Raw genomic sequence first — 24,041 nt, 5'->3', positions numbered from 1 at the left:
GGCACGGAACAGTCCGAAGTCAAGGTTGACTCTCATCTCCAGCGTTTAATAGTCTACGCCAACGTCAGCCACCTCACTGCGCGAAGGAGCGCCAGCCATGGCCTATGTCATCGGCGTGGACGTGGGCGGCACGTTCACCGACGCCGTGCTCGACGACGACGCCGGGACCGTGCTCGCCGCGAAGTCCCCGTCCACCCCGCCGGACTACTCCCGGGGCGTGCTCGACGTCCTGGAGCTGCTGGCCGAGCAGCTCGGGAAACCCCTGCCCGAGATGCTGGCGGAGACCCACCACATCGCGCACGGCACGACCTCGTCACTCAACGCGCTGGTCATGGGGAACGTGCCCCCGGTCGGGTTCCTCACCACCAAGGGTCATCGGGACTCGATCTTCATCATGAACGTGGAGGGCCGCTACCTGGGCCGCTCCCCGCACGAGCTGCAGCACGTCCTCGGGCAGTCCAAGGACCATGCGCTGCTCCCCAAGCGGCACGCGCTCGAGGTCACCGAGCGGATCGACCGGGACGGCACCGTGGTGGTGGCCCTGGACGAGGACGAGGCCCGCGCGGCGATCCGCTCCCTGGTCGCCGACGGGGTTGCGGCCATCGCCGTGTCGCTGCTGTGGTCCTTCCGCAACCCGGTGCACGAGCGGCGGCTGCGGGAGCTGATCGCGGAGGAGGCGCCGGACCTGTTCGTGGCGCTGTCCTCCGAGGTCAGCCCGCGCATCCGGGAGTTCGCCCGCAACGCCACCACGATCATGAGCACCCAGATCGGGCCCGGCCTGCGGGACTACCTCGGCACGCTCGAGTCCTCGCTGCGCGACAACGGCCTGACCGGCCCGCTCCTCGTGATGCAGTCCAACGGCGGCGCGGTGGCGGCCAAGGAGGCCCCCGCCGCGGCGATCAGCACGGTGGGTTCGGTCCTCACCGGCGGCGTCGTCGGATCGGTGGCGCTGGGCCGCCAGCTCGGCCACCGCAACATCATCTCCACCGACGTGGGCGGTACGACGTTCCTGGCCGGCCTGGTCGTGGACGGTGAGCCGGTCAGAGACACCACCACGGTGATCAACCACCACCCGATCAACGTGCCCACGCTGCGGGTGGACGCGATCGGCTCGGGCGGCGGGGCCATCGCCTGGCTCGACGCGGGCGGCAACCTGCGGATCGGGCCGCGCTCCGCGCAGGCCGTGCCCGGCCCGGCCTGCTACGGCAACGGCGGCACCGAGCCCACCAACACCGACGCCAACCTCGTGCTCGGCATCCTCCCGGAGAAGGGGCTGCTCGGCGGGCGCAAGCCGCTGTCCCTCGAGCTCGCGCGGCAGGCCATCGACACGCAGATCGCCAAGCCCCTCGGGCTGACGGTCGAGGAGGCCGCGGCGGCGATCTACACCGTGCAGAACGCCCAGACCGGCGACCTGCTGCGCAAGACCGTCGTCGAGGCCGGGCACGATCCCCGGAACTTCGTGCTCTACGCCTTCGGCGGGGCAGGTCCCGCCCACTGCGCCGGGTACGCCGCTGAGGTGGGCTGCGACGAGGTCGTGGTCCCGCTGGGGTCCGTGGCCAGCGCCTTCTCCGCGTTCGGGTTGGCGTCGTCGAACATCGTGCTGGCCGCGGAGCTGTCCGATCCGACGATCGTCCCGTTCGACCCTGCCCGCGCCGAGCGCAACTTCGCCGAGCTGGAGCAGCAGGTCCGCGAGGGTCTGGAGCGGCAGGGGCTGCAGTTCGAGCGCGTCGAACTGCACCGCGAGATCGACATGCGCTACTCCATGCAGCTCGCCGAGGTCACCGCACCCGTCGCCTCCGGCGCCCTGGGCATGCCGGAGATCGAGGCCGCGGCGGACGCCTTCGAGAAGCGCTACGCCGAGCTGTTCGGGAAGGACGCCGGCTTCCGCGAGGCCGGCATCCAGGCGATCACGTTCCGGGTCAGGGCGATCGGGGTGCTGCCGTTCAGCCCCGAGCTGCCTCCGGTCCCCGAGGCGAGCGGTGACGCCTCGCCGTTCACCACCCGGCCCGTGTGCCTGAACGCCGCCTCCGGCTACGTCGACACCCCGGTCTACGACTACCGCGAGCTCCGCGCCGGTCACGTGCTGGCCGGCCCGGCGATCGTCGAGGTGCCGACCACCACCGTCGTGGTCCCCGGCGGGACCACCGGCACCGTCGACCACCTCGGCAACCTCACCATCCGCAGGAGTGCCTGATGACCATGCCGATCCCCGGCTCGGAGGCCTTCTCCAGCCGCCCCGTCGACCCCGACGAGCTCGCCCGCTCGCTGCCGTCGTCGCTCGAGGTCCACACCGTCACCGAGGAGCAGGTCGACGCGCTCGACCCGCTGACCTACGAGGTCATCCGGCACCGGCTCTGGTCCGTCACGGACGAGATGGGCGAGGCCCTCAAGCGGATGTCCGGCTCGCCGATCGTGACCGACGCCAACGACTTCGACTTCGCCATCTCCGACGAGCTGGGCCAGGAGGTCCAGGTCGGCCTCTACAACACGATGCTCGTCGGCGCCGTGGACCTGGCGATCTACTGGACGCTGCGCAACCGGGCGAGCAGCCCCGGCATCGAGGCCGGCGACATGTTCCTGTGCAACGACCCGTGGGTCGGCGGCGGCCTGCACCAGAACGACGTCATGGTCTACCAGCCGGTCTTCCACGACGGGAAGCTCTTCGCCTGGACCAGCGCCATCGCCCACCAGCCGGACCTCGGTGGCGTCGGGCTCGGCTCGTTCTCCCCGGCGGCGCAGGACGTGTTCTCCGAGTCACTGCCTACGCCGCCGGTCAAGGTGGTGCGCGGCGGGCAGCTGCAGCGCGACGTCGCCGACCTCTGGGTGCGCCGCTCCCGTGTCCCGATGCTGGTCGGGCTGGACCTGCGCGCCAAGATCGGCGCGAACAACGTCGGCGCCGAGCGGCTGCACGCCCTGATCGCGCAGTACGGCGCCGACACGGTCAAGGCCGTGATGAAGCGCATGATGTCCGACGCCGAGCACCGTCTGCGGGACAAGCTCTCCGCGCTCCCGGACGGCTCGTGGACGGCCACCGGCTACCAGGACCAGTCCCACGAGGGCGACCGGAACCTGCACAAGATCACCGTCACCACCACCAAGGCCGGCAACCACCTGACCTTCGACTTCACGGGCACGGACCCACAGTCCGGTGTCGTCAACTGCACTTATGCGGGCATGCGCGGCGGAGTCATGCTGGCGCTGCTGCCGATCCTGGCCAACGACATCCCGTGGTCAGCGGGCGGGCTGATGCGCTGCTTCGACCTGGTCACCGAGGAGGGCACGCTCAACAACGCGACCTTCCCCGCGGCCGTCGGGCGCGGCCCGATCGGACCGGCGTGGCTGACCGGCAGCCTGATCGCCGAGTGCCTGTCGCAGATGCTCGACCGCGACCTGGAGCTGGGCAAGAACGTCCAAGCCACCTGCTGCGGCACCTGGGACACCGCCGTCATCGCCGGCCTGGACGAGCGCGGCGAGCAGCCCGCCCCGTTCCTGTCGATCATGATGGAGCCGATGGCCGGCGGCTACGGTGCCCGCCCGCACGCGGACGGCATCGACACCGGCGGGCTGTTCTGCATCCCGATGGGCCGAGTGCCGGACGTCGAGATGACCGAGTTCCTCTATCCCCTCCTGACGCTCTGGCGGCGCGAGGTGCCGGACTCCGGCGGCCCCGGGCGGCACCGTGGTGGGCTCGGCGCCTCCCTGGCCTTCACCCCGCACGGCACGAGCATCCCCATGGGCCTGGTCCTCGCCTCCAACGGCAAGGCGGTCGCGCAGAACACCGGCTTGGCCGGCGGGCACCCCGGCAACAGCGGTCTCGACGTGGTGGCGCGCCAGAGCCGGATCACCGAGATCCTCGCATCGGGCAGGATGCCGTCCTCCCTGGAGGAGGTGTCCGACTCCCTCGAGCCCGGTCAGAACTACGCATCGAGCTACCTCGCCCCCGGTGAGGTCTTCGCGATGACCTGGCAGGGCGGCGGCGGATACGGCGACCCGCTCACCCGCGACCCCGAGGCCGTCGCCCGGGACGTGCGGGAGGAGAAGATCACCGAGGCGGCGGCGAAGTCCGTCTACGGCGTCGTCCTGGGAGACGGCTCAGTGGACACCGCCGCCACTCGGACCGAGCGGTCGCGGCTGCGGAATGCGCGTCGCGACCGTTCCCGGATCACCGGCGAGACCCGCGGCAAGGTCGACCTCGCGTCGACGAAGCGCATCGACGACAACCTCGTCGAGGTGGGCTCGGACGTCGCGTGCGGACACTGCGGCGAGGTCCTGGGCGACACCGCGGACGGCCCGCTGGCCCTCGCGGTGTACGACGGCGCCCCGACGGACGCGGGCCCGCAGATCATTGCGACCGCCGCCGACTACGTCGACGCGCCGGTGGTGTTCCGGCAGTACTGCTGCCCGTCCTGCTGGACCGCGTTGTCGTCGGCGGTCGTCCCCGCCGACCACCCGGACGCCGCCACCACCCTCGGCCGGCTGACCGTCACCGCCGCCTAGCACGGGTCGGGGTGGGCGAGCGGCCCGCTCCCCACCCCGACCTCGCCCCCACCCCCGGGCGCCCCGACCACGTGGGGCTCCCGACCACGGAGAACAGCTCATGACCCTCGACTTCACCGGGCGGGTCGCCGTCGTCACCGGGGCGGGCGGAGGCCTCGGCCGCGCCCACGCCCTCGCCCTCGCCGCGGCCGCTGACCCGTCCTCGGAGACGACCGGCCACGTACGGCGCATCCCGCTGGTCGGGTCGGCGCCTTCCGGGTAGGTGGACCGTTCGCGCCGACCGGACGAACGAGAGCGAGCCCCTACGAAGGCAGGCCTTCGAGGAGGTCCTCGATGGTGATGGGGGTGTGTCGGACCCGGACGCCCGTGGCGTTGTACACGGCGTTGGCCACGGCCGCCGCCATGCCGACCACCCCGATCTCGCCGATGCCCCGCGCGCCGACGGGGTTGTGCAGCGTGTCCGGGTGCTGCACGAAGTGCACGTCGACCTCGGGGATGTCGGCGTTGACCGGGAGCAGGTAGCCGGCCAGGTCGCCGTTCGCGGGCCGGCCGTCGCCCTCGATCTCCAGCCCCTCGTGCAGGGCCGCCGAGACGCCCCAGATCATTCCGCCCCGCAGCTGGCTGCGGGCGGCCTGGTCGTTCACGATGCGGCCGGCGTCGAACACGCCGAGCATCCGCGACACCCGCACCTCGCCCGTCCACCGGTGTACCCGAACCTCACAGAACTGGGCGCCGAAGGAGCTGAAGGAGTGCTTCGTCATCTCCTCCCCCGGGCCCGAGGACCCGATGGCGGAGAGGGTCTCCCGGCCGAGCGCGGACAACAGCTCCCCGAACGACATCGACCGTCCGCCCGCCAGCACCCGACCGTCGGCGTAGGTGACGTCGAGTCCCGCGAACGGCGCGTCCGGCGCGCTCGCGAGCGACTGCAGCTCCTCGAGCACGGCCGAGGCCGCGGCCACGATCGCCGACCCCACGCTCGCCGTGGCGGTCGACCCCCCGGACATGCCACCGGGCGTGTCGGCGGACAGGCCCAGCCGCGGCGTGATCCGCTCCGGTCCGACGTCCAGCGCCTCGGCCCCTAGCAACGCCATGACGGTGAGCAGGCCGGTACCGGGGTCGGAGCCCCCGACCGAGACCAGCGCCGTGTCGTCGGCCCGTAGCGTGATCTCGGTCGTGGTCGGGAACCGGAGCGCCGGGAACATCGCCGTCGCGGTGCCCATGCCGACCAGCCAGTCGCCGTCCCGCGTGCCGGTGGCCCGCCGTCTGGACCAACCGAAGCGCTCGGCGCCCATCCGGTAGCAGTCGTCGAGGTACTTGCTCGACCACTGCAGGTCGCTGCCGACCGGACCGAGCGAGCTGTTGCGCAGCCGCAGCTCGATCGGATCCATGTCCAGCGCGGCGGCCAGCTCGTCCATCGCGCTCTCCACCGCGAACGACCCGGGAGCCTCGCCGGGTGCGCGCATGAACGTGGTCCGCGGGATGTTCAGCGGCACCACCTTCTGCCTGATGGCCAGGTTCGGGGTGCGGTAGGCGACCCTCGAGACGGCCGACGTGGGCTCCACGAACGACCGATCGGTGTCCGCGCTGCACCAGGAGTCGTGGCGCACGGCGATCAGGGTGCCGTCGCGGTCGGCGCCCAGCGTGACCTCCTGCAACGTCTCCGGACGGTTCGCGGTCGCGGTGAAGACCTGCTCCCGGCTCAGCGCCGCCTTGACCGGTCTGCCGAGGGCCCGGGAGGCGGCCGCGGCCAGGAAGGCCGGGACGGACGTGCGCCCCTTCCCTCCGAACGCACCGCCCACGAACGGGTTCACGGTGTGCACGCCCGACGGATCCACGTCCAGGGCGGCCGCGAGCTCCGCCTGCTGCACGAAGGCACCCTGGTTGCCGCTGTAGACGGTGAGGCCGTCGGCGTCCCAGTGCGCCACGGCCGAGTGCGGCTCCATCGCCACGTGGTTCTGGGTGGGCGTGGAGTACCGGCGCCGAACCACGACCGGGCTGCTCGCCAGTACGTCCTCGATCGACTCCACCCCCTCCGCGAGGACGACGGAGCTCGAGGGCTCCCCGTCCAGGCCGGGCGGCGCGTCCTCGGCCAGCTCGAGGTTGTCGACCAGCGACGTGCGGGCGGGCCGCTCGGCGTAGGTCACCTCGACGAGCCCGCTCGCGTCTCGGGCCTGCTCGTAGGTCTCGGCGACGACGAAGGCCACCGGCTGGCCGTAGTGGGTGACGCTCCGATCCTGCAGCGGCACCCAGGTGTCGCCCAGCATGGGAGTCGTCGGGGTGCGCAGCGTGAGCGGGTCGAACGGCGTGTAGACGGCGACCACCCCGGGCGCGGCCTGCGCCGCGGCCACGTCCATCGCCAGGATCTCCCCGTTCGCGACCGTGCTGGTGACCACGTAGCCGTGGAGCATGCCGGGCAGGTTGTGGTCCGAGCCGTAGCGCGCCCGGCCGGTGACCTTGAGGGGTGCGTCGATCCGGATGGTGGTCGTCATGCTCGGCTCCCGGTCGGTTCGTCCTGGGTCAGCTCGCAGAGGGCACGGACGACGGTCCGGCGCAGCAGAGGGACCTTGAAACCGTTCGCGGAGAGCGGCTCCGCGCCGTCCGCGGCCAGCGCCGCGGCATCCTGGAAGGCGGCCTCGGTCACCGGCGCCCCACGCAGGGCCGCCTCGACGGCGGTCAGCCGCCACGGCACCGTCGCGACACCGCCGACCGCCACACGGGCATCGACGACGTGGTCGTCACGCACGTCCAACGCGACGGCGGCCGAACACAGCGCGAACTCGTAGGACTGACGGTCCCGCACCTTGACGTAGGTCGAGTTCCTCGCCCAGTCCAACCGCGGCACCAGGATTTCGGTGATCAGCTCACCGGGCCGCAGGTCGTTCTCGACGTGCGGGGTGTCACCGGGCAGGCGATAGAACTCGCGCAGCGGCACCGTCCGGGTGTCGCCGGCGCTCGCCAGCGTGACCTGCGCGTCGAGGGCCACCAGCGCGACGGCGACGTCGCTCGGATGCGTCGCCACGCAGGCCTCGCTCGTACCCAGCACGGCGTGCATCCGATTTGCGCCCGCGCGCGCCGGGCAGCCACTTCCGGGGACGCGCCGGTTGCACGGCGTCGACACGTCGCGGAAGTAGGTGCAGCGAGTGCGCTGCATCAGGTTCCCGCCGATGCTGGCCATGTTGCGCAACTGCTGGGAGGCACTCTGCAGCAGTGCGCGGGAGATCATCGGGTACACCCCCGGATGCCGCGCCACGTCGCCCATCCGCTCCAGCGCGCCCAGCCGCAGCCCGTCGCCGGTGTCGATGCCACGCAGCGGGAGCGCGTTGATGTCCTGGACGTGCCGGGGGGTCAGGAGGTCCAGCTTCATCAGGTCGACCAGCGTCGTACCCCCGGCCAGGTAGGTGCCCGCGCCCGCGACGGCGCCGTCGACCGTGGTCGGGGTGGTCAGCTCAAACGGCTGCATCGGCCCCCCTCACCTGCTCGATCGCGGCCACGATGTTCGGGTACGCCGAGCAGCGGCAGAGGTTGCCGGACATGAACTCCCGGACGTCGTCCACGTCCTGCTCCACCGCGGCGACGGCCGACATGATCTGTCCGGACGTGCAGAAACCGCACTGCAGCGCGTCCTGGTCGACGAACGCCTGCTGGACCGGGTGCAGCTCGTCGCCGGTGGCGAGCCCGTCCACGGTGGTCACCGGCTCGCGCACGGTCGCGACCAGGGTCAGACACGACAGCACGGAGCGGCCGCCCACGTGCACGGTGCACGCGCCGCACTGGCCGCGGTCGCATCCCTTCTTGGGGCCGGTCACGTCGAGCCGCTCGCGCAGTGCGTCGAGCAGCGTGACGCCGGGCCCCACCTCGAGGTCTTCGGTCCTGCCATTCACTTCGAGTGAGATGTCCACTGAGGTTCTCTTCCTCGCCGCGTGTCCGCCGAGGCGGACACGCAGCATCGGAGGGTGCTGGCTCGTCAGTCCGTAGGATGGGAACCGGATAATCATCCGATCTCACGGAGAACCTTAGCGGATATCTATCCGGTTGGCGAGCGTCCCCCTTCGCTGCCCGGCCGACCGTGATTTACATTCCTGCGGGAGGCCCGGGAGGTGACGATGACGACGGGACCCGTGAACCTGCGGCGCGCGGACGCCCGCCGCAACAACGAGCGCATCCTCGCTGCGGCGGCGGCATCGCTCGCCGACACGGGCGAGCTGTCGTTCAACGCCATCGCCAAGGTGGCAGGTGTGGGTGTCGGCACCGTCTACCGGCACTTCCCGACGCAGGGGGCACTCGTCCTCGCCGTGTACCGGCACGAGGTGCAGCAGATGCTGGACGTGGTCCCCGTCCTGCTGCGGGAGAAGTCCCCGCCGGAGGCGTTCCGGGCGTGGACGACCGACCACCTCGCGCGGTACATGATGACCAAGCGCGGCCTCGCGGACGCGTTGCGCTCGGCCACGGCCCCCGACGACGAGGACGTCCCGGGCAAGGCCTACGAAGCCATGGTCGACGCGGTACGCACCTTGCTCGAGGCCAACGTCGAAGCCGGCACCGTCCGGTCCGGCCTCGACCCGGAGACGGTTCTGCGCGGTCTGGGCGGGCTGCTCTTCCTCGACCCCCGGGACGACTGGCGCGGCCAGACCGAGGCACTCTTGGACCTGGTGTGGCGCGGCATGCGCCCGGAGGTGTGAGTCGTGCCGCCGCGCTCTCGCACCACCAGCGGAGCACAGTGACGGGCTAGGACCCTGAGCGCTCCTCGGATTGGACGCCGAGGGTCTTGGTGAAGAAGACCCGGCGATAGCCGTCCTGCTCGCCACGGTGGGTCTCGACGTAGCCCTTGCGCGGGTAGTAGTCGAGGTTCTCCGTCATGGCCTCGTTCGTGTAGAGCTGGATCCGGTCGTGCCCGCGCCGGCGGGCTTCGCTCTCGGCGAGGGCGGGGAGCTGCGTGCCAATTCCCCGCCCCTGGGCATGCGGCTCCACGGCGATGTCGTCGATCAACAGATGATCATCGGTGTCGACCAACACGATGAAGCCGAGCAGACCCCCCTCGTCCTCGGCGACCCACATCGTCCCGGCGCTGACCGCCGCGGCGTAGTCGGCCTCCATCGGCGCCGGCGGTCGGCCGATCCGCGCGATGTAGTTCCGATAGGCCCGGTGCGCCAGACGGCTGGTGGCGTCAACGTCCCGGCGCTCTGCTGGCCGTGTCGTGACCATGCATCGACTCTAATGACTCCTACCCGACGATCAGCGAGAAGGCGGCGGCGCTGCTGGAGTCGTCGGTGCGCAACCACGCCCTCCTCGACGGCAACGAGCGGCTCGGGTGGCTCGCGGCCGAGGTGTTCTGCTTCCTCAACGGCCGGCTGGTCGTAGCCGACGACGACGACAAGCTCGACCTGGTCATGGCCGTGGCTGCGGGGGCGGTACCCGGCGTGCCGAAGATCGCCGAGCGCCTGGAGCCGTGGCTCACCCCGGCGAGCTGAGCGCCGAGAAGCCCATCTCCCGGTACGGGCGCCTGCCCCGGAGATCTCCGATCCCGGGGAGCGGCCGCTCACGGGGAGCCGAAGCCCTCGAGGGTCGCGATCCGACCGAGGACGTCCAACCGGTCCACCGGTTCACGTTCCGGGTCGCGGTGGTCGTAGACGTTGTGGCACCTCGATCGCCTGGGCCGGGCCGGTCGAGCGCTGGATCATGCGCCTGGGCGCGTGCTCACACTGATGCTCACCACCCTGATCAAGGACCGCGCCTGGCTCACCCGTCCCGGCCTCGACACCGTCCGTGGGCCAGGCCGCAGAGCTGGCCTGCCTCAGAGACGGGGACCTGGTAGCGGTCCCGGAGCGCGACCTCGTCGCCCAGCTCCGGCTCGTCGTGTGCCGCCGCGACCGACCCCGAGCTGACGGGACGGCGCAGGTTCTGAGTCGCGGGGCCCGTCGCCGGGCCGCCGCTCGAGTTCCTTGATCGTCGGCCGTTCGGCGAGTGCACCCGACGGCCAAACTGTTCCGGGCCGTGACGCGCGCCGCCGGACTTCCCACCCTCAAGTGCTCCGAGGTCCGCGCTCAGGGCGCTGCCACGACCCGACCGCGGACCGCACACCTTTGTCGGGTGCGCGTGCAAGCGCTACGAGAGGTCGGCGGTCTGCGGCTCCTTCCCGCCAACGCCCGGGAAGTCGATCGCCGACGTCAGCGACTCGTACTGCAGCTGCGGCACGTGCCGGCGCTTCGCGATCTTCCAACCGGACGGCTCGCGGACGAGCTCGTCGGTCACCCGGACCCATCGGATCAGTACGACCGGGGCGTCCTTGAGGGCCATCGTGGCGCAGAGATGCACGTCGACCGCCGCGACGTCGCCGTCGACCGTGACCCGCAGGCTGCTGATGCTGTGGTCGATGAAGCCGAAGGGCTCGAGCGAGGACACGAACGAGTCCGCGAACTCGGTGCCGGTGAAGCCGCGTAGGCCGCCGAAGTAGGACAGATCGGCGTCCGGCGTGAAGCAACTCCGCATGAGTGCCTCGTCCCGGCGGTCCATCGCGTGGGTGTAGCGCTCGAGGACGTCCCGTACGGCGAGCCGGTCGGCGAGGTCGCCGTCCTGCACCGAACTCGTCGACATCGACGGAGTGACTGGCATCGGGTCGTTCTCCTTCCACGCTCGCGCCCGGTCGGCGCGCCGTCAGGCTAATTCAGCTACCGAATACATCACAAGCATGCTTGCAGTCTGGGATGTGCTCGGTTAGCGTTCCGGCGACCGTGCAGCTGCGGGGTTTCACCTGCTTCATCGCCTCGAAGGAGAGGTCCATGTCGGCACCGTCCGAAGCGGAACGCGCACATGCGAGCACGGTGCGCCGCACCACGTTGGCCGCCGCGATCGGCAACACCGTCGAGAACTACGACTACGCGGTGTACGGCCTGGTGGCCACCGTGCTGGCGAAGAACTTCTTCCCCAACTCCTCGCCCGGGGTCGCGCTGCTGTCGACGTTCGCCGTCTTCGCCGCGGCGTTCGTCATCCGGCCGCTCGGCGGGCTGCTCCTCGGCCCGCTCGCCGACCGCATCGGCCGAAAGCCCACCCTCGTGGTGACGCTGATCGGCATGGCCCTGGTGAGCACGCTGATCGGCCTGCTGCCCACCGCGGCCACCATCGGGATCGCCGCCCCGATCCTCCTCGTCGTCCTGCGGATGGGGCAGGGGCTCGCGGCAGGCGGGGAGTACGGCACCGCGATCATCTACGCCGCCGAGTTCGCCCCCGAGAACCGCAAGGGCGAGATGGCGAGCCGCGTGCAGATGGGGAGCCTCGCCGGCCTGCTCATCGGTGCGGTCGTCGTGGTGAGCCTGACCCTGTCCCTCGGCCCGGAGGCCATGCAGGCCTGGGGCTGGCGGGTGCCGTTCCTGCTGGCGCTCCCGCTAGGGGCGATCGGGTTCTACCTACGGAGCCGGCTGGGCGAGACCCCCGAGTTCCTCGAGGTCCAGGAGGTCGCGCAGGACCGGCCGCCGGTCGACCGGAAGCTGTGGCGCGGCGTGCTGCTCATCGGGGTCGCCGCCACCCACGCCGTGGGCTTCTACCTGGCGTTCACCTACGTACAGAACCTGATCATCCAGCTCAGGTTCTCACTCGTGACGGCGACCGTCGTGATCGGGTGCGCCCTGGCCGTCGGGATCGGGCTCGTCCTCGCGGGCGGACGCGTGTCGGACCGGATCGGGCGCCGGCCCGCCCTGCTCGTCGCCACCGCGGTGATCACCGCCGCCTCGTACCCACTGATGGCCGGGCTGACGTCGTCGACGAACCCGTGGGCGCTCGGCATCTTCGCGGTGCTGCTAGCCGCCGCGCCGTCGTTCTACACGGGCATCGCCCCGATCACCTACATCGAGCTGTTCCCGGTACACGCGCGCGGCACCGGCGTCTCGCTGACCTTCAACATCGCCGTGGCCGTCTTCGGCGGATCCGTCCTGTACGTGACCCAGTGGCTGGTCCAGACGACGGGTGACAACCGCGCCGGCGCTTTCGTCCTGATCGGCTCGGCCGTGCTCAGTGGCCTCGCTGCGCTGGCCCTGCCCTCCGTCCTGGCGCCCCGGGTCCGGCGTCCCACGGCGACGGCCACCCCCGAGGCGGCGGCCTGACGCTCAGTCGCGACTCGCGCGGCGGGCGTCCTTGATCTCGGTCTCGACCGCGACGGCGCAGCGCCGCAGGGTGGCGACGAGCTCGGGGAACTGGCCGGGTTCGAGCATGCCGCCGAGCGTCGACTCGATCTTGTCGACCTCGGCGGCCATCTCCGACAGACTGGCCCGGCCCGCCGCGGTCAGGGCCAGCGACATGGCTCGTTCGCTCTCCGGGTGCGGGCTGCGGTCCACCCATCCTCGACGCTCGAGCTCGGCGACGATCCTGGTCATCGTCTGGGGCTTGACGAAGCAGCGGCGGGACAGCTGTGCCAGCGACAGATTGGGTTGCCGCTCGAGGATCTTGAGCGCGGCGTAGCCGGACAGCGTCATGCGCCACGGCTTCAGCCGCATCGCCCCGATATTGGCCACGGCGCGTTCGAGGCGGGTGACCGCATCGGTGAGGTAGTCCGGCTGGCCCGCAGCTGTGTCCACGCACCAAGCTTAGACAGCATCCTTACAACTGGAGGTTCTGACATGCCCGGCTCGACCACCGCCTCCGCACAGACGGTCGACCTCACCCTGGACGATGCCCACCGCACCGTGACCGAGGCACTGGTCGCCGCCGGCTACACGACCGAGGAGGTCGCGGTCATCGCGGACCATCTCATGGACTGCGAGCTGCGCGGGCTGTCCTACGCCGGGCTGGCCCGCGCGGTGTCGATCATCGAGCGCCTCCGCACCACGGAGCCGCCGCAGCCGATCCGGGTCGACCGGGAGACGCCGGTGTCCGCGGCCCTGGACGGCGGGGACCAGGTCGGCTACCTCGTCGCGGCCCACGCGATCGAGATCGGCCTGGAGAAGGCGCGCGCCCAGGGCATGGCCGTGGTCGGTGCCCGCCGGACCTGGTACACGGGGATGTTCTCGTACTACCTCGAAGGCGTCGTCGACGCCGGGTTCGTCGGGATGATCGCGGGCAGCGGCCCCGCCGTCGTCGCGCCGTACGGTGGCACCGAGGCCCGGTTCAGCACCAATCCGATCGCCTTCGGCTTCCCGACCGCCGACGGTCCGGTGATCTGGGACATCGGCACGTCGTCCATCACCCACGCCGAAGTCACCCTCGCAGCGAGGCTCGGCGAGCCGCTGCCCGAGGGAAAGGCCTTCGACCCCGCGGGCCGTCCGACCACCGACCCTGCTGCGGCCCTGCAGGGCGCCTTCGCCGTGTGGGGTGGTCACAAGGGATCCGGGCTCGCTCTCGTCGTGCACCTGCTCGGCATGCTCGCAGGCGCCTCGGCGGCCCCCGAAGGCGTCTCCGACTGCGGTTTCCTGGCCGTGATCGTCGACCCGTCGACCCTGGGCGACGCCGCGGACTTCGGCGCCCGCGCCGCGGCCTTCGCCGAGTCCGTGCGCGCCACCCGTCCGATCGAGGCCGGGGCGGCGGTCCGGGTCCCGTTCGACCGCTCGGCGGCCCTCCGAGCGGAGACCCTCCGCCGCGGGAAGATCGAGGTCACCGTACCCGTGGTGGAGACCCTGCGGCAGATCGCCTTCCAGAACTAGCCAGCATGCTTATATAATCCAAGCACTCTGCTACAGGAGGAGTGAGTCATGGTCGACTTCTTCACGGGGCTCCAGCCGCTCGAACCGGGCGAGAGCGACCCCGCCCGGCTGGCCGAGCGGCTCCGGGAGCTCGATGCGTCGGAGGCGATCGACCGGGTGCTCGTGGGGTACTCGTCGATCTGGCCGCACAACCACGCGACGGCGCCGTACATGCTGGCGATGACCGAGAAGTTCTCGCCGATCGTCGCCCATCGCCCCGGGGTCATGGCCCCGACGGCCGCGGCCCGGTACTTCGCCACGCTGGATGTGCTGGCCCGCGGGCGGCTGGCCATCAACGTGGTGGTCGGGGGCTCGGACAAGGATCTCCATCGCGAGGGCGACGCCACCCCGAAGTCGGAGCGTTACGAGCGGGCGATCGAGTACCTCGATCTCGTCCGCCGGACCTGGACCGAACCGTCGTCGTTCGATCACGAGGGCCGCTTCTACACCGCGGAGAGCGTCAAGATCCTCATCCGGCCGGTTCAGGGCCAGGTCCCGATCTTCATGGGCGGGGAGAGCGCCGCCGCGGTCGACTTCGGCGCCCGGCACGCCGACCTGTACATGCTCTGGGGCGAGCCCTTCGCCGGAACACGGGAGCGCATCGCACGGGTCCGGGCCGCCGCGGACGGCTACGCGCGGCCGATGGAGTTCTCGCTGAGCCTGCGACTGTTCCTCGGCGAGACCGAGGACGACGCGTGGGCGAAGGCCCGCGCCGTCGAGCAGCAGATCGCCGACGCCCAGGGCGGCCACACCTTCCTCCGCTCCTCGGCCACCGACAACTCGGTCGGACGCCGGCGGGCACTGGCGCTGACGGACGAGGAGCTCCACGACACCTGCTTCTGGACCGGGCTGACCAAGCTGCTGGGCGGGTTCGCCAACTCCCAGGCGCTCGTCGGAACCGAGGAGCAGATCCTGGACACCCTCGGCACCTACCACGACCTGGGGGTCGGGACCTTCCTGGTGACCACCGGGGCGGAGGCCGGCTGGGATCCTGCCCTCGAGGACTTCCTGCTCCGTGCCAAGAAGGAGCTCTGACCGTGCTCGACCTGCAATCCCTGGGTGGCGGGACCGTCGGCGGAGTGCTCGCCGACCGGGCGTCCCGAAGCCCTGACAAGCCTGCTCTGGTCTTCGAGGACGAGCAGCTCAGCTACGCCGAGCTGGACGCGGCGGCGTCCGCGGTGGCCCGCGGCCTGCTCGGCCTCGGCCTCGCCCCCGGCACGTCCGTCGGGGTGTTCCTGCCCAACCGCACCGAGACCCTGGTCGCCTTCTTCGGGATCGCCCGCGCGGGTCTGGTCGAGGTCCCGGTGAACACCGCCTACAAGGGCACCTTCCTCGACCACGCGCTCGGCCACACCGACGTGCAGGTCCTGCTCACCGAGCCCGGGCTGCTCGACCTCGTCGCCGAGCTGCCGGAGCGTCCGCACGCGCTGCACACCGTCGTCGTCCTTGCCGACGCCGTCCCGGCCGGGGTGTCGCTGCCCGGCCTCGACATCCTCACCTGGCACGCCCTGATCGCGCGCGGCGACCCGGGCCGGGCGTTCCCCGAGGTCGGCATCGACGATCCCGTGGGGATCATGTTGACGTCCGGGACCACCGGGCGCAGCAAGGGCGCGATCTATCCGTCGCTCATGCCCGTGGTCGCCGCGCACGAGTTCGCCGTGGCCATGGAGACCACCGCCGACGAGCGGCTCTACACCTGCCTGCCGCTGTTCCACGGCGCGGCGAAGATCAACATCTCGCTGCACGCGATCGTCGCGGGCGCCACCGTCGTGCTCGGGCGCCGGTTCAGCGCGAGCCGCTTCTGGGAGGAGATCCGCCGCCACGAGGTCACGCAGTTCAACGCCCTCGGCTCGGTCCTGCCCATGCTGCTCGCCCAGCCTCCGTCGGACCGCGACCGGGACCATCCCGCCCGCAAGGTCTTCGCCGCACCCGCCCCTCCCCCGGTTCTCACCGCCACCGAAGAACGCTTCGGCGTCCACGTCGTGGAGGGCTACGGCCTCACCGAGATCAAGACGATCGTCTGGAACCCGATCCAGGAGCGCAAGATCGGCTCCATGGGGGTCCCGTCCGCCACGACCCTGCTCGAGGTCCACGACGACCTGGGGTTTCCGGTCCCGCCGGGGCAGGTCGGCGAGATCGTGTACCGGCCCCGTGTCCCGCACGTCATGTTCTCCGGCTACCACCGCCAGCCCGAGGCCACCGTGGAGACCTCGCGCGACCTCTGGTGGCACACCGGGGACCTCGGCTTCACCGACTCCGACGGCTACTTCTACTTCGTCGACCGGAAGAAGGACGCCCTGCGCCGCCGCGGCGAGAACGTGTCCTCCCAGGAGGTCGAGACGGTCCTGCTGGACCACCCCGCGGTCGCCGAGGCCGCCGCCATCGGAGTCGCCTCCGACCTCGGGGAGCAGGAGGTCATGGCCGTCGTGCAGGTCGCCGAGGGCACCGAGCTGGACCTGAAGGACCTCTTCGCGCACTGCGATCGCGCCCTGCCGCACTTCATGGTGCCGCGCTTCTACCGGCTCGTGGGCCGGATGCCCGCAACCCCAACCGGCAAGATCCGCAAGACGGTGCTGCGGGAGACCGGGCTCACCGACGACTCCTGGGACGCCGAGGCCGCCGGCCTGACCCCCACGCGGCACCGGTGAGCGCCGTGCACCTGAGGGAGATCGCGCCCCGGCTCACGTTCCAGGCCCATCCGGTGCCGACCCAGCTGAAGATCGAGCTCGTGCAGCGGCTCGTCCACGCCGGGATCCGGGACTTCGAGCTGTCCTCGTTCGTGCGCCCGGACCTCGTCCCGGGCCTCGCCGACGCCACTGAGGTGTTCGATGCGGTGCGCGCTCCCGGACTGACACTGGGCTGCTGCATCGGCAACGAGCGCGGCCTGCGCGCCGCTGCCGCCGCCGGCGCCGACTCCGCCACCTTCCTGCTCTCGGCGGACGAGGACTTCGCCCGTGCCAACATCGGGCGCAGCACCACCGAGTCCCTCGACGAGCTCGAGCGCCTCGCCGATGTCGCAACCGGCCTGGGCATCGCTCTGGGCACCTACGTCATCTTCGCCTGGGGCGGCCCCACCGGCCCCGTCCGCGGCCCGGCGGAGCTCGAGCCGATCGCGCAGCGGCTCGGCGAGATCGGCGTCACCGACTGGGTGCTCGCCGACTCCTCCGGCTACGCCGCCCCACCGCAGATCCGCGACCTGCTCGACGCCGCCGCCCACCATCTGCCGCTCGAGTCGCTGACCGTCCAGGTCCACGACAACCGGGGGCTCGGCGTGGCGAACGTCCTCACCCTCGCCGAGCTCGGCGTCGGCACCATCGACGTCTCCCTCGCCGGGAGCGGTGGTCACCCGGCGATGCCGGGCCAACGCGGTGGCGGTGTCTGCACCGAGGATGCCGCGCAGGCCCTCGAGCTCGCCGGCCACGACACCGGCCTCGACCTCGCCGCCCTCGTCGACACGGCCAACTGGCTGGCAGACGCCGGCGTGCCCGGCATGGGCTTCGTTCGGCACGTCGGGCCCGTTCCCCGGTCGGCGCAGGCACCGGCCGCACTGACCTTCTCCTGGAAGAGCCCGACACACGAAAGCGAGCCAACACAGTGACGACACCCTCGCCCATCGACGGCCTGCGGACGAGCGACCAGCGTTACCTCATCTCGGTGATCGACGGCCCGAACGTCTCCAACCTCGCCCGCCGGAACAAGCGGATGTACGGCCCCAACGTCTCCGCCGAGGGTCTCGGAAAGTTCACGGAGGAATGGGGCGCGCGGCTCGGCGTCGAGATCGAACGGTTCCTGTCGAACCACGAGGGCGACATCCTCGAGTACATCCACTCCTCGGGCGAGCGGGTCGACGGATACCTTGTCAACCCGGCCGGGCTGACCACCACCAGCCAGTCGGTGCCGTTCGCCCTCCACGACACCGGGAAGCCGGTGGTCGAGGTACATTTCGCCAACATCAGGGCCTCGGCGGCGACCGCCCGCGGCCCGGTCTACGGCCGGGGCGAGTCCACCTTCACGCCCTTCGTGTCCGGCCAGTTCATGGGCATGCGCGAGTACAGCTACCCGGGCGCCCTGTTGTCCCTGGTGCTGGCCCTGGACGACGAGACCTTCCTCGGCGCCAAACCCGAGTAGGAGCGCGATGAGCAACGAGACGGCGGGCGAAGACGTCCTCGAGCGCATCCGCGCGGACCGGGACGCGGTGGTGACCGACTGGGGCCCGGAGGGGTACGACGGCCTCCTCCGGATCCAGGCCATGGTCGAGGGAGCCGCGGCCCGCTTTGTCGCGACCCGCGCCACCGCGGCAGGCATCGCGGAGCTCACCCGGATCGTGGACGTGACGTCCCATCCGGACTGCACCCGGGACGAGGCCGTTCGGCCGGGTGGTGAGTTCAACGCCGCCGTCCACACCCGCCGCCCGCTCGCCCGGCTGGCCAGCATCACCGAGCACATCGGGAAGGCGGCCTGGTTGGACCACCGGTTCAACCTCTGCGACCGCTACACGGATGGACTGTTCAGGAACCGGAGTGAGATGTGGGGTGTGTCCACGCCGGACATGTAGGTCCCGAGGTCGGGAAAGGTGAGGAGCACGGTCGAGTCGGGGGCGGGTGGGCCGTCCGGGCCTGCCGGGATCGGTCGACAAAGGGTAACGAGGACTCCCACCCGGCCCGGGCGAACGTGTGCCGGGGCCTGCCGAGCCCCGAGAACGATTGCGATCAGGAGGAGGCGCGCCCCTCGACGGCGCGGACGGCTTCCGCGTGCCAACCACGGGCGATCGGCTCCAGGGCCTCGAAGGCACCGGCAGGGGTGCCGGGCAGCGTGTGACCGGCTGCGTGGACCCTTCCCAGGACCGCCTGGGCGGCAGTGTCCGCCTCGACGGCGAGCCGCGGCAGGTCGACGCCGGTGAGCAGGCCGTCGCGCTTGACGACGCGGCCGTCGACGAGAACCGTCCGTACGTCGGCGGTCGTGGTCTGGAAGACCAGCGTGGCATAGGGGTCGATGCGAGGGTGCTGCTCGATCCCCGTCCCGCCGACGAGCTGCAGGTCCGCTCGCTTGCCGGGGGTCAACGAGCCGATCCGGTCGCCGAGCCCGAGGGCGTCGGCGGCATTCACGGTGGACCAGCCGAGGGCCTCCTTCGCGCTGGTGGTGACCGTCTCGGGCATCGCGTTCGCCAGGTTGACCGCCTCCGTGGCCTCCCACCTCGTGAACCCGAGCCCGAAGCGCATCTCGTGCCACAGGTCGCCGGAGTTCAGCGAGATGACGTCCGCGGACAGCGTCGGGGCGAGCCCGTGGCGGCGGCACCGCGCGAACACCGGCCTGCCCATTCCCATGTTCAGCTCGGTCTCGACGGAGATCGAGACCTTCCCCCCGCTGCGCGCGAGGGCGTCCCACTCCGCGTCGTCGAGGGTGTTGCAGTGCACGTGGACCATGTCCGGGCCGAGGAGTCCGAGGGCGTCGAGCTCGCCGACGCCTCCGGTGAGCACGCTGCCCCAGACGCACCCGGTGTGGTTGACGATCAGCGCCCGGCGCTCGCGCGCCGCGGCGAGCTCGGCGACCGTGCGGTCCCAGGGCAGCCCAAAGAGCTCAGAGAGCGAGACGCCGAGGGTGAGCAGCCCGTCCGAGGTGAAGTAGGTGTCGGCGATCCGGTGGAAGTCCTTCAGGCGCGCGCTGTGGTCGCCGAACCGGGTGGCCTCCGGCGAGCTCTCGAAGAAGCCGTAGCAGAAGGCCGCGCGGATCCCGGTGTCCAGCAGCCCCTGCACTGCGCCGTCGGAGTGCTCGGGCGTGTTGTTGCAGTGGGAGAAGTCGAGCAGGGTGGTCACGCCGGCGTTGAGCGCGTCGAGCGCACCGAGCCGGTTGCCGAGCCGGACGTCGTCGGCCGTGAAGGCGGGCGAGATCCCCAGCCGGATGCCGAAGTAGTAGTCACCGAGCGTCCAGTCCCCGCAGATCCCGCGCACCAGCGACTGCCAGGTGTGCCGGTGGGTGTCGACCAGCCCGGGCAGGACCAGGTGACCGGCCGCGTCGATCACCTCGGCGTCGCTGACCTCGAGCGACGGGGCGACGGCCGCGATCACCCCGTCCTCGACGAGGACGTCACCGGTGGGGAGGTCGCCGAGGGTGGGGTCCATCGTCAGGACGTGGCCGCCGCGGATCAGGGTTCGGGTCATGGGCTCCTCCAGGATTCGGGTGCCCCAGAGTGACCTGCTCGCCGGGCACGAACATGTCCCGTTCCGGTTGCGATGGTGGCTCCCACCGTCCTCGCGGAGACCGTACGATCGCGCGCGGCGGCGGCCCAGGCTCGACGGCGAGGTGGTGGCGACATGGACGTCCGATCGCTCCGGTACGCGGTGACGCTCGCCGAGACCCTCCACTTCGGACGCGCCGCCCAGGTCCACTACATCGCCGCGCAGCCGTTCGGCCGCCGCATCCAGGCCCTGGAACGCGAGCTGGGCACCCCGTTGTTCAGCCGCACGAGCCGCCGCGTCGCGCTCACACCGGCCGGGGAACGGTTCGTGACGCGGGCCCGCCGGATTCTGGCGCAGCTCGACGCGCTGGTCGAGCAGGTCGAGGGCCCGCGCGAGGACCCGCCCGTCCTGCGGGTCGGCGTCCTCGGTTTCGGGCTCGCTGACCTGTGGTCGGACGTCCGGGCGCTGGTCGAGTCGCGCTGCCCGGCGCTGGGTCTGGTCACCGTGGAGCTCGACTGGGAGAACCAGTACGACACGCTCCGGGCCGGCGAGGTCGATGTCGCCGTCGTCCACGACGTCGGCGGGGCGGACGACCTGGTGCTGGACCGGACCCCGGAGCTGGACCGCTACGCCGTGGTCCCGGTCGGGTCCGAGCTCGGCGAGGCGGACCGGCTCACACTCGCCGACGTCGCCGGGCACCGGTGGATCTCACCGGTCGGCGACCAGCCCGGTCTCGCCGAGTGGGGGGACTCCGGCGGCCGCGGGCGGGTCGCCGTCCGCTCGCCCGCCGGCGTCGCGACGGCGGTGGCGACGAGCGGCTGGCTGGGCATGCACGCCGAGCCCGCTCGCCGGTACTTCCCCCACCCTGGGGTCCGGTACGTGCCGTTGGAGGGACCCAAGGCCGCCATCGCTGTTGCCACCCGCCCGGACGACCACCGCGAGGCCGTCGCGGTGTTCCGGGCCGCGGCCCGAGCGGTGGCGGGCGCGGATCGCAACCTCTCCGGACCATGATCGGCGCCGTCCCCAGGAGCCAGACTGGGAGGCGGCGACGACGGAGGAGGGCGCGATGCGCTGGAGCACCTGTGCCGACGCGGACGGCACGGAACGGGCGGCGGTCTGGCGGGACGACCGGCTCTACCCCACCCGGACGACCCTGATCGAGCTACTCGGCGACGACGGCACGCGACTGCGCTCCGCAGCCGAGGCCGCGTTGCGCGGTCCCGGAGTCGACCCGGCGACCGTGACGCTGCTGCCCCCGATCCCGCGCCCACCGTCCGTGCGGGACTTCATGGCCTTCGAGGAGCACGTGGTGACCGCGAGCGCCGCGATCGGGCTGACCGTGGACCCGCTCTGGTACCGGCAGCCGGTCTTCTACTTCACCAACCCGGCCGCGCTGCGCGGGGCGAACGACACGGTACCGATCTCGCCCGGCAGCACGATGTTCGACTACGAGCTGGAGGTCGCCGCCGTCGTCGGGCGGGAGGGGGCGGACCTCTCCCCCGCCGAGGCGGTGGAGCACATCGCCGGGTACCTGATCTTCTGCGACTGGAGCGCTCGCGACCTGCAGGGCGAGGAGATGAAGCTGAACCTCGGCCCGGCCAAGGGCAAGGACTCGGCGTCGAGCTGCGGGCCGTGGATGCTCACCCCGGACGAGCTGCCTGCCGCCGCGGCGATGACCGCATCGGTGAACGGCAAGCCCTACAGCAGCGGCTCGCTCGACACCCTGCACTGGTCCTTCGGCGAGATGATCGCCTACGCCTCGCGGGGCACCCGTGTACTGCCGGGCGACCTCATCGGCAGCGGCACCGTCGGCACCGGGTGCATCCTCGAGCTGTCCCGGGTCCACGGTGCCGACGCCTACCCCTACCTCTCCCCGGGCGATCGCGTCCGGCTCGAGGTGGACGGACTCGGCGCGATCGACGTCCGAATCACTGCCGGGGTGCCCGTCCGCCCCCTTCGGGAGGAGCACGCATGAGCGCGGCCGCACACGCCCACGGCATCACCGTCCCCGGCCCGCCCCGCCTCGAGGAGGTGGCCGACGGCATCCACGCGTTCATCCAGCCCGACGGCACCTGGTGGATCAACAACACCGGGTTCGCTGTCGGACCTCAGGGGGTCGTCGCCGTCGACTCCTGCTCCACCGAGCGGCGCACCCGGGCGTTCCTCGACGCCATCGGGTCCGTGACCTCGGCGCCGGTCCGGACGTTGGTCAACACTCACCACCACGGCGACCACACCTTCGGCAACGCGCTCTTCCACACCGCGACCATCGTGGCCCACGAGCTGGCCCGCGAGGAGATGATCGCGTTCGGGCCGCCGCGTGAGCTGCCGTTCTGGGAGAACCCGGACTGGGGAGCCCTCCCCCTCGACCCGCCGTTCCTCACCTTCACCGAAGGCATCACGCTGCACATCGGAGACCTGCGCGCCGAGGTGCGGCACGTCGGCACGGCGGCGCACACCACCAACGACTCGCTGATCTGGTTTCCCGAACGCTCCACGCTGTTCTGCGGGGACCTGGTGTTCAACGGGGGCACGCCGTTCCTGCTCATGGGTTCGGTGGCCGGCGCCATCGACGTGCTGGAGAACGTCCTCGCCCCACTCGGCGCCACCACGATCGTCCCCGGTCACGGCCCCGTCTTCCACGACCGCGGGCCGCTCGACACCACCGTGGACTACCTGCGCTTCGTGCTGGAGCTGGCGGAGCGAGGCCGCGCCGCCGGCGTCACTCCCCTGCAGGCGGCGCGGGACACCGATCTCGGCCGTTTCTCCGACTGGCCGGACGCCGAACGGATCGTCGGAAACCTCCACCGCGCCTACGCCGAGCTCGACGGGCTCGAGCGCGGCGGCACGATCGACGTGATGGCCGCACTGGCCGACATGGTCACCTACAACGGCGGCCGGCCTCTGACGTGCTTGGCATGAGTCGCGTGCGCGGGTCGACCATCGTGGAGCGCCAGTGCTGTCGGTCAGGGCAGCGTGCGTGGCTCAGGACGCCGCGTCGTGCGGACCAGGCAACGCGACTCTCGCTGTTCGACTCGGGATCCACCGTCGTCAACAGCTCGACATGATCGAGACGATGGTCGACCGGCGCGTGTCGCTCATGGTCGACGACGCCCGATCATGTTGGCAGAGGCTCGCTCCCGTCGCCTGCGCGCCTCGCAGAAGGGTGATGACGTCTCCGGCCGTTCGGCGGCCTTCGGGGACAAGGCCGAGCACGCAGCTGGACATCCTGGAACAGGCGTAGCGCGACCGGCAGGACCTCGGTGACTCGGCGGGCGCGCACGCACTTCGGGGTGACCGTCGAGCGGATCATGACCGACAACGCCTGGGCCTACCGCAAGAGTCGCCTGTTCGCGGCCACGCTCGCCGAGCTCGGCATCGCCCACCGCCCCACCAAGCCCCGCTGCCCATGGACCAACTGCGAGGGTGTGATCACGTTCGTCCCGGGGCCGGCCTGACCCCTAGACCAACCGGCCGTGGTGCCTTCTTCCCGAAGCGTCGACCGGCCCCGGGGCGGACGTGTTCGAGCTGCCGAGCTCGGTTCGTGACCTGATAGGAGCCTGGCCAGAGGCCCCGTCGCAGTTCTGTCCGTTCCCCGATCCCGGCAGCCCAGCCACCACCGCCTCGGTCCCGGGAAGGACACACGGAAGTGACCGCACCCAGCGTCTGAGGTTCCCCCGCTTGCTCGGAGATCGACGATCAT

Annotated in this window: 23 protein-coding genes; 16 read left to right on the top strand and 7 right to left on the bottom strand. The window is 71.3% G+C overall.

The window, feature by feature from the left end; translation table 11 throughout:
* Positions 1-97 precede the first annotated feature (97 nt).
* The 3 genes from ACFQH9_RS23080 (at position 98) to ACFQH9_RS23070 (ending at position 4,759) form a co-directional block, all read left to right on the top strand.
* A complete protein-coding gene (locus tag ACFQH9_RS23080) occupies positions 98-2,194 on the top strand; it encodes a hydantoinase/oxoprolinase family protein (RefSeq protein WP_379568829.1) in 2,097 nt (698 codons plus the stop codon).
* Positions 2,194-4,497, top strand: coding sequence for a hydantoinase B/oxoprolinase family protein (locus ACFQH9_RS23075; RefSeq protein ID WP_379568827.1), 2,304 nt, complete (start codon positions 2,194-2,196; stop codon positions 4,495-4,497). The genes ACFQH9_RS23080 and ACFQH9_RS23075 overlap by 1 nt, the downstream gene beginning before the upstream one ends.
* A 100-nt stretch (positions 4,498-4,597) precedes the next feature.
* Positions 4,598-4,759: a hypothetical protein gene (locus ACFQH9_RS23070; RefSeq protein ID WP_379568825.1), complete on the top strand. Its 162-nt coding sequence runs from the start codon at positions 4,598-4,600 to the stop codon at positions 4,757-4,759.
* Between the two features lie 40 nt (positions 4,760-4,799).
* Here the strand turns inward: ACFQH9_RS23070 and ACFQH9_RS23065 are convergent, their stop codons facing one another.
* Genes ACFQH9_RS23065 through ACFQH9_RS23055 form a run of 3 tightly spaced genes read right to left on the bottom strand, consistent with a single transcriptional unit; the run spans position 4,800 to position 8,396 of the window.
* Positions 4,800-6,986 carry a xanthine dehydrogenase family protein molybdopterin-binding subunit gene (locus tag ACFQH9_RS23065; protein ID WP_379568823.1) on the bottom strand — a complete coding sequence of 729 codons (2,187 nt, stop codon included), beginning with the start codon at positions 6,984-6,986 and terminating at the stop codon, positions 4,800-4,802.
* A complete protein-coding gene (locus ACFQH9_RS23060) occupies positions 6,983-7,957 on the bottom strand; it encodes an FAD binding domain-containing protein (RefSeq protein ID WP_379568821.1) in 975 nt (324 codons plus the stop codon). Before ACFQH9_RS23060 ends, ACFQH9_RS23065 begins: the two co-directional genes overlap by 4 nt.
* Positions 7,944-8,396 (bottom strand): (2Fe-2S)-binding protein, encoded by a 453-nt coding sequence (locus tag ACFQH9_RS23055; RefSeq protein ID WP_379568853.1) that lies wholly within the window; start codon positions 8,394-8,396, stop codon positions 7,944-7,946. The genes ACFQH9_RS23060 and ACFQH9_RS23055 overlap by 14 nt, the downstream gene beginning before the upstream one ends.
* 204 nt (positions 8,397-8,600) lie before the next feature.
* Between ACFQH9_RS23055 and ACFQH9_RS23050 the strand changes: the two genes are divergently transcribed.
* Positions 8,601-9,176: a TetR/AcrR family transcriptional regulator gene (locus ACFQH9_RS23050; RefSeq protein ID WP_379568819.1), complete on the top strand. Its 576-nt coding sequence runs from the start codon at positions 8,601-8,603 to the stop codon at positions 9,174-9,176.
* A gap of 46 nt (positions 9,177-9,222) precedes the next feature.
* On the opposite strand, the gene ACFQH9_RS23045 is transcribed toward ACFQH9_RS23050, so the two are convergent.
* On the bottom strand, positions 9,223-9,699 hold the full coding sequence (locus ACFQH9_RS23045) for a GNAT family N-acetyltransferase (RefSeq protein WP_379568817.1): 477 nt from the start codon (positions 9,697-9,699) through the stop codon (positions 9,223-9,225).
* Between the two features lie 2 nt (positions 9,700-9,701).
* Between ACFQH9_RS23045 and ACFQH9_RS23040 the strand changes: the two genes are divergently transcribed.
* Positions 9,702-9,965: a type II toxin-antitoxin system death-on-curing family toxin gene (locus tag ACFQH9_RS23040; RefSeq protein WP_379568851.1), complete on the top strand. Its 264-nt coding sequence runs from the start codon at positions 9,702-9,704 to the stop codon at positions 9,963-9,965.
* 634 nt (positions 9,966-10,599) lie between these two features.
* On the opposite strand, the gene ACFQH9_RS23035 is transcribed toward ACFQH9_RS23040, so the two are convergent.
* A complete protein-coding gene (locus ACFQH9_RS23035) occupies positions 10,600-11,106 on the bottom strand; it encodes a nuclear transport factor 2 family protein (RefSeq protein WP_379568815.1) in 507 nt (168 codons plus the stop codon).
* Between the two features lie 167 nt (positions 11,107-11,273).
* Here ACFQH9_RS23035 and ACFQH9_RS23030 point away from each other — a divergent pair, with 167 nt between their 5' ends.
* The gene (locus ACFQH9_RS23030; RefSeq protein ID WP_379568813.1) at positions 11,274-12,590 is read left to right on the top strand and encodes an MFS transporter; all 1,317 of its coding nucleotides are present in this window, start codon (positions 11,274-11,276) and stop codon (positions 12,588-12,590) included.
* A gap of 3 nt (positions 12,591-12,593) precedes the next feature.
* Here ACFQH9_RS23030 and ACFQH9_RS23025 read toward each other — a convergent pair whose 3' ends face one another.
* Complete coding sequence (locus ACFQH9_RS23025) at positions 12,594-13,061, bottom strand: MarR family winged helix-turn-helix transcriptional regulator (RefSeq protein ID WP_379568811.1); 468 nt, start codon at positions 13,059-13,061, stop codon at positions 12,594-12,596.
* Positions 13,062-13,103: 42 nt separating this feature from the next.
* Between ACFQH9_RS23025 and ACFQH9_RS23020 the strand changes: the two genes are divergently transcribed.
* The 6 genes from ACFQH9_RS23020 to ACFQH9_RS22995 are packed head-to-tail and all read left to right on the top strand — an operon-like array spanning position 13,104 to position 18,717.
* Positions 13,104-14,123 carry an Ldh family oxidoreductase gene (locus ACFQH9_RS23020; RefSeq protein WP_379568809.1) on the top strand — a complete coding sequence of 340 codons (1,020 nt, stop codon included), beginning with the start codon at positions 13,104-13,106 and terminating at the stop codon, positions 14,121-14,123.
* 48 nt (positions 14,124-14,171) lie between these two features.
* On the top strand, positions 14,172-15,197 hold the full coding sequence (locus ACFQH9_RS23015; RefSeq protein ID WP_379568807.1) for an LLM class flavin-dependent oxidoreductase: 1,026 nt from the start codon (positions 14,172-14,174) through the stop codon (positions 15,195-15,197).
* A 2-nt stretch (positions 15,198-15,199) separates the two neighbouring features.
* Positions 15,200-16,810 carry an AMP-binding protein gene (locus tag ACFQH9_RS23010; RefSeq protein WP_379568805.1) on the top strand — a complete coding sequence of 537 codons (1,611 nt, stop codon included), beginning with the start codon at positions 15,200-15,202 and terminating at the stop codon, positions 16,808-16,810.
* A complete protein-coding gene (locus ACFQH9_RS23005) occupies positions 16,807-17,760 on the top strand; it encodes a beta/alpha barrel domain-containing protein (protein ID WP_379568803.1) in 954 nt (317 codons plus the stop codon). Before ACFQH9_RS23010 ends, ACFQH9_RS23005 begins: the two co-directional genes overlap by 4 nt.
* Positions 17,757-18,290, top strand: a complete 534-nt coding sequence (locus tag ACFQH9_RS23000) for a type II 3-dehydroquinate dehydratase (protein ID WP_379568801.1) — start codon at positions 17,757-17,759, stop codon at positions 18,288-18,290. Before ACFQH9_RS23005 ends, ACFQH9_RS23000 begins: the two co-directional genes overlap by 4 nt.
* A gap of 7 nt (positions 18,291-18,297) precedes the next feature.
* On the top strand, positions 18,298-18,717 hold the full coding sequence (locus ACFQH9_RS22995; RefSeq protein ID WP_379568799.1) for a GntR family transcriptional regulator: 420 nt from the start codon (positions 18,298-18,300) through the stop codon (positions 18,715-18,717).
* A gap of 154 nt (positions 18,718-18,871) precedes the next feature.
* On the opposite strand, the gene ACFQH9_RS22990 is transcribed toward ACFQH9_RS22995, so the two are convergent.
* Entirely contained in the window at positions 18,872-20,320 is a 1,449-nt protein-coding gene (locus tag ACFQH9_RS22990) for an amidohydrolase family protein (protein ID WP_379568797.1), read from the bottom strand.
* 153 nt (positions 20,321-20,473) lie between these two features.
* Between ACFQH9_RS22990 and ACFQH9_RS22985 the strand changes: the two genes are divergently transcribed.
* The 4 genes from ACFQH9_RS22985 (at position 20,474) to ACFQH9_RS22970 (ending at position 23,796) form a co-directional block, all read left to right on the top strand.
* Positions 20,474-21,349: a LysR family transcriptional regulator gene (locus ACFQH9_RS22985; protein WP_379568795.1), complete on the top strand. Its 876-nt coding sequence runs from the start codon at positions 20,474-20,476 to the stop codon at positions 21,347-21,349.
* 55 nt (positions 21,350-21,404) lie between these two features.
* Entirely contained in the window at positions 21,405-22,313 is a 909-nt protein-coding gene (locus tag ACFQH9_RS22980; protein ID WP_379568793.1) for a fumarylacetoacetate hydrolase family protein, read from the top strand.
* Complete coding sequence (locus tag ACFQH9_RS22975) at positions 22,310-23,260, top strand: MBL fold metallo-hydrolase (protein ID WP_379568791.1); 951 nt, start codon at positions 22,310-22,312, stop codon at positions 23,258-23,260. The genes ACFQH9_RS22980 and ACFQH9_RS22975 overlap by 4 nt, the downstream gene beginning before the upstream one ends.
* Before the next feature lie 341 nt (positions 23,261-23,601).
* Positions 23,602-23,796, top strand: coding sequence for a hypothetical protein (locus ACFQH9_RS22970; protein ID WP_379568789.1), 195 nt, complete (start codon positions 23,602-23,604; stop codon positions 23,794-23,796).
* Positions 23,797-24,041 lie beyond the last annotated feature (245 nt).

Origin of the sequence: Pseudonocardia lutea, assembly GCF_042658055.1 — a bacterium.
Taxonomy (GTDB): domain Bacteria; phylum Actinomycetota; class Actinomycetes; order Mycobacteriales; family Pseudonocardiaceae; genus Pseudonocardia; species Pseudonocardia lutea.
Note: the sequence above shows the minus strand (reverse complement) of the source record. Positions and strands in the feature narration are given on the sequence as shown.

Coding starts and splice junctions, on each gene's coding strand:
- ACFQH9_RS23020 (WP_379568809.1), top strand. CDS start 13,104: ATGCCCGGCTCGACCACCGCCTCCGCACAGACGGTCGACCTCACCCTG.
- ACFQH9_RS22985 (WP_379568795.1), top strand. CDS start 20,474: ATGGACGTCCGATCGCTCCGGTACGCGGTGACGCTCGCCGAGACCCTC.
- ACFQH9_RS22995 (WP_379568799.1), top strand. CDS start 18,298: ATGAGCAACGAGACGGCGGGCGAAGACGTCCTCGAGCGCATCCGCGCG.
- ACFQH9_RS23075 (WP_379568827.1), top strand. CDS start 2,194: ATGACCATGCCGATCCCCGGCTCGGAGGCCTTCTCCAGCCGCCCCGTC.
- ACFQH9_RS22980 (WP_379568793.1), top strand. CDS start 21,405: ATGCGCTGGAGCACCTGTGCCGACGCGGACGGCACGGAACGGGCGGCG.
- ACFQH9_RS23050 (WP_379568819.1), top strand. CDS start 8,601: ATGACGACGGGACCCGTGAACCTGCGGCGCGCGGACGCCCGCCGCAAC.
- ACFQH9_RS23060 (WP_379568821.1), bottom strand. CDS start 7,957: ATGCAGCCGTTTGAGCTGACCACCCCGACCACGGTCGACGGCGCCGTC.
- ACFQH9_RS23015 (WP_379568807.1), top strand. CDS start 14,172: ATGGTCGACTTCTTCACGGGGCTCCAGCCGCTCGAACCGGGCGAGAGC.
- ACFQH9_RS23080 (WP_379568829.1), top strand. CDS start 98: ATGGCCTATGTCATCGGCGTGGACGTGGGCGGCACGTTCACCGACGCC.
- ACFQH9_RS23045 (WP_379568817.1), bottom strand. CDS start 9,699: ATGGTCACGACACGGCCAGCAGAGCGCCGGGACGTTGACGCCACCAGC.
- ACFQH9_RS22975 (WP_379568791.1), top strand. CDS start 22,310: ATGAGCGCGGCCGCACACGCCCACGGCATCACCGTCCCCGGCCCGCCC.
- ACFQH9_RS23070 (WP_379568825.1), top strand. CDS start 4,598: ATGACCCTCGACTTCACCGGGCGGGTCGCCGTCGTCACCGGGGCGGGC.
- ACFQH9_RS23035 (WP_379568815.1), bottom strand. CDS start 11,106: ATGCCAGTCACTCCGTCGATGTCGACGAGTTCGGTGCAGGACGGCGAC.
- ACFQH9_RS23030 (WP_379568813.1), top strand. CDS start 11,274: ATGTCGGCACCGTCCGAAGCGGAACGCGCACATGCGAGCACGGTGCGC.
- ACFQH9_RS23065 (WP_379568823.1), bottom strand. CDS start 6,986: ATGACGACCACCATCCGGATCGACGCACCCCTCAAGGTCACCGGCCGG.
- ACFQH9_RS22990 (WP_379568797.1), bottom strand. CDS start 20,320: ATGACCCGAACCCTGATCCGCGGCGGCCACGTCCTGACGATGGACCCC.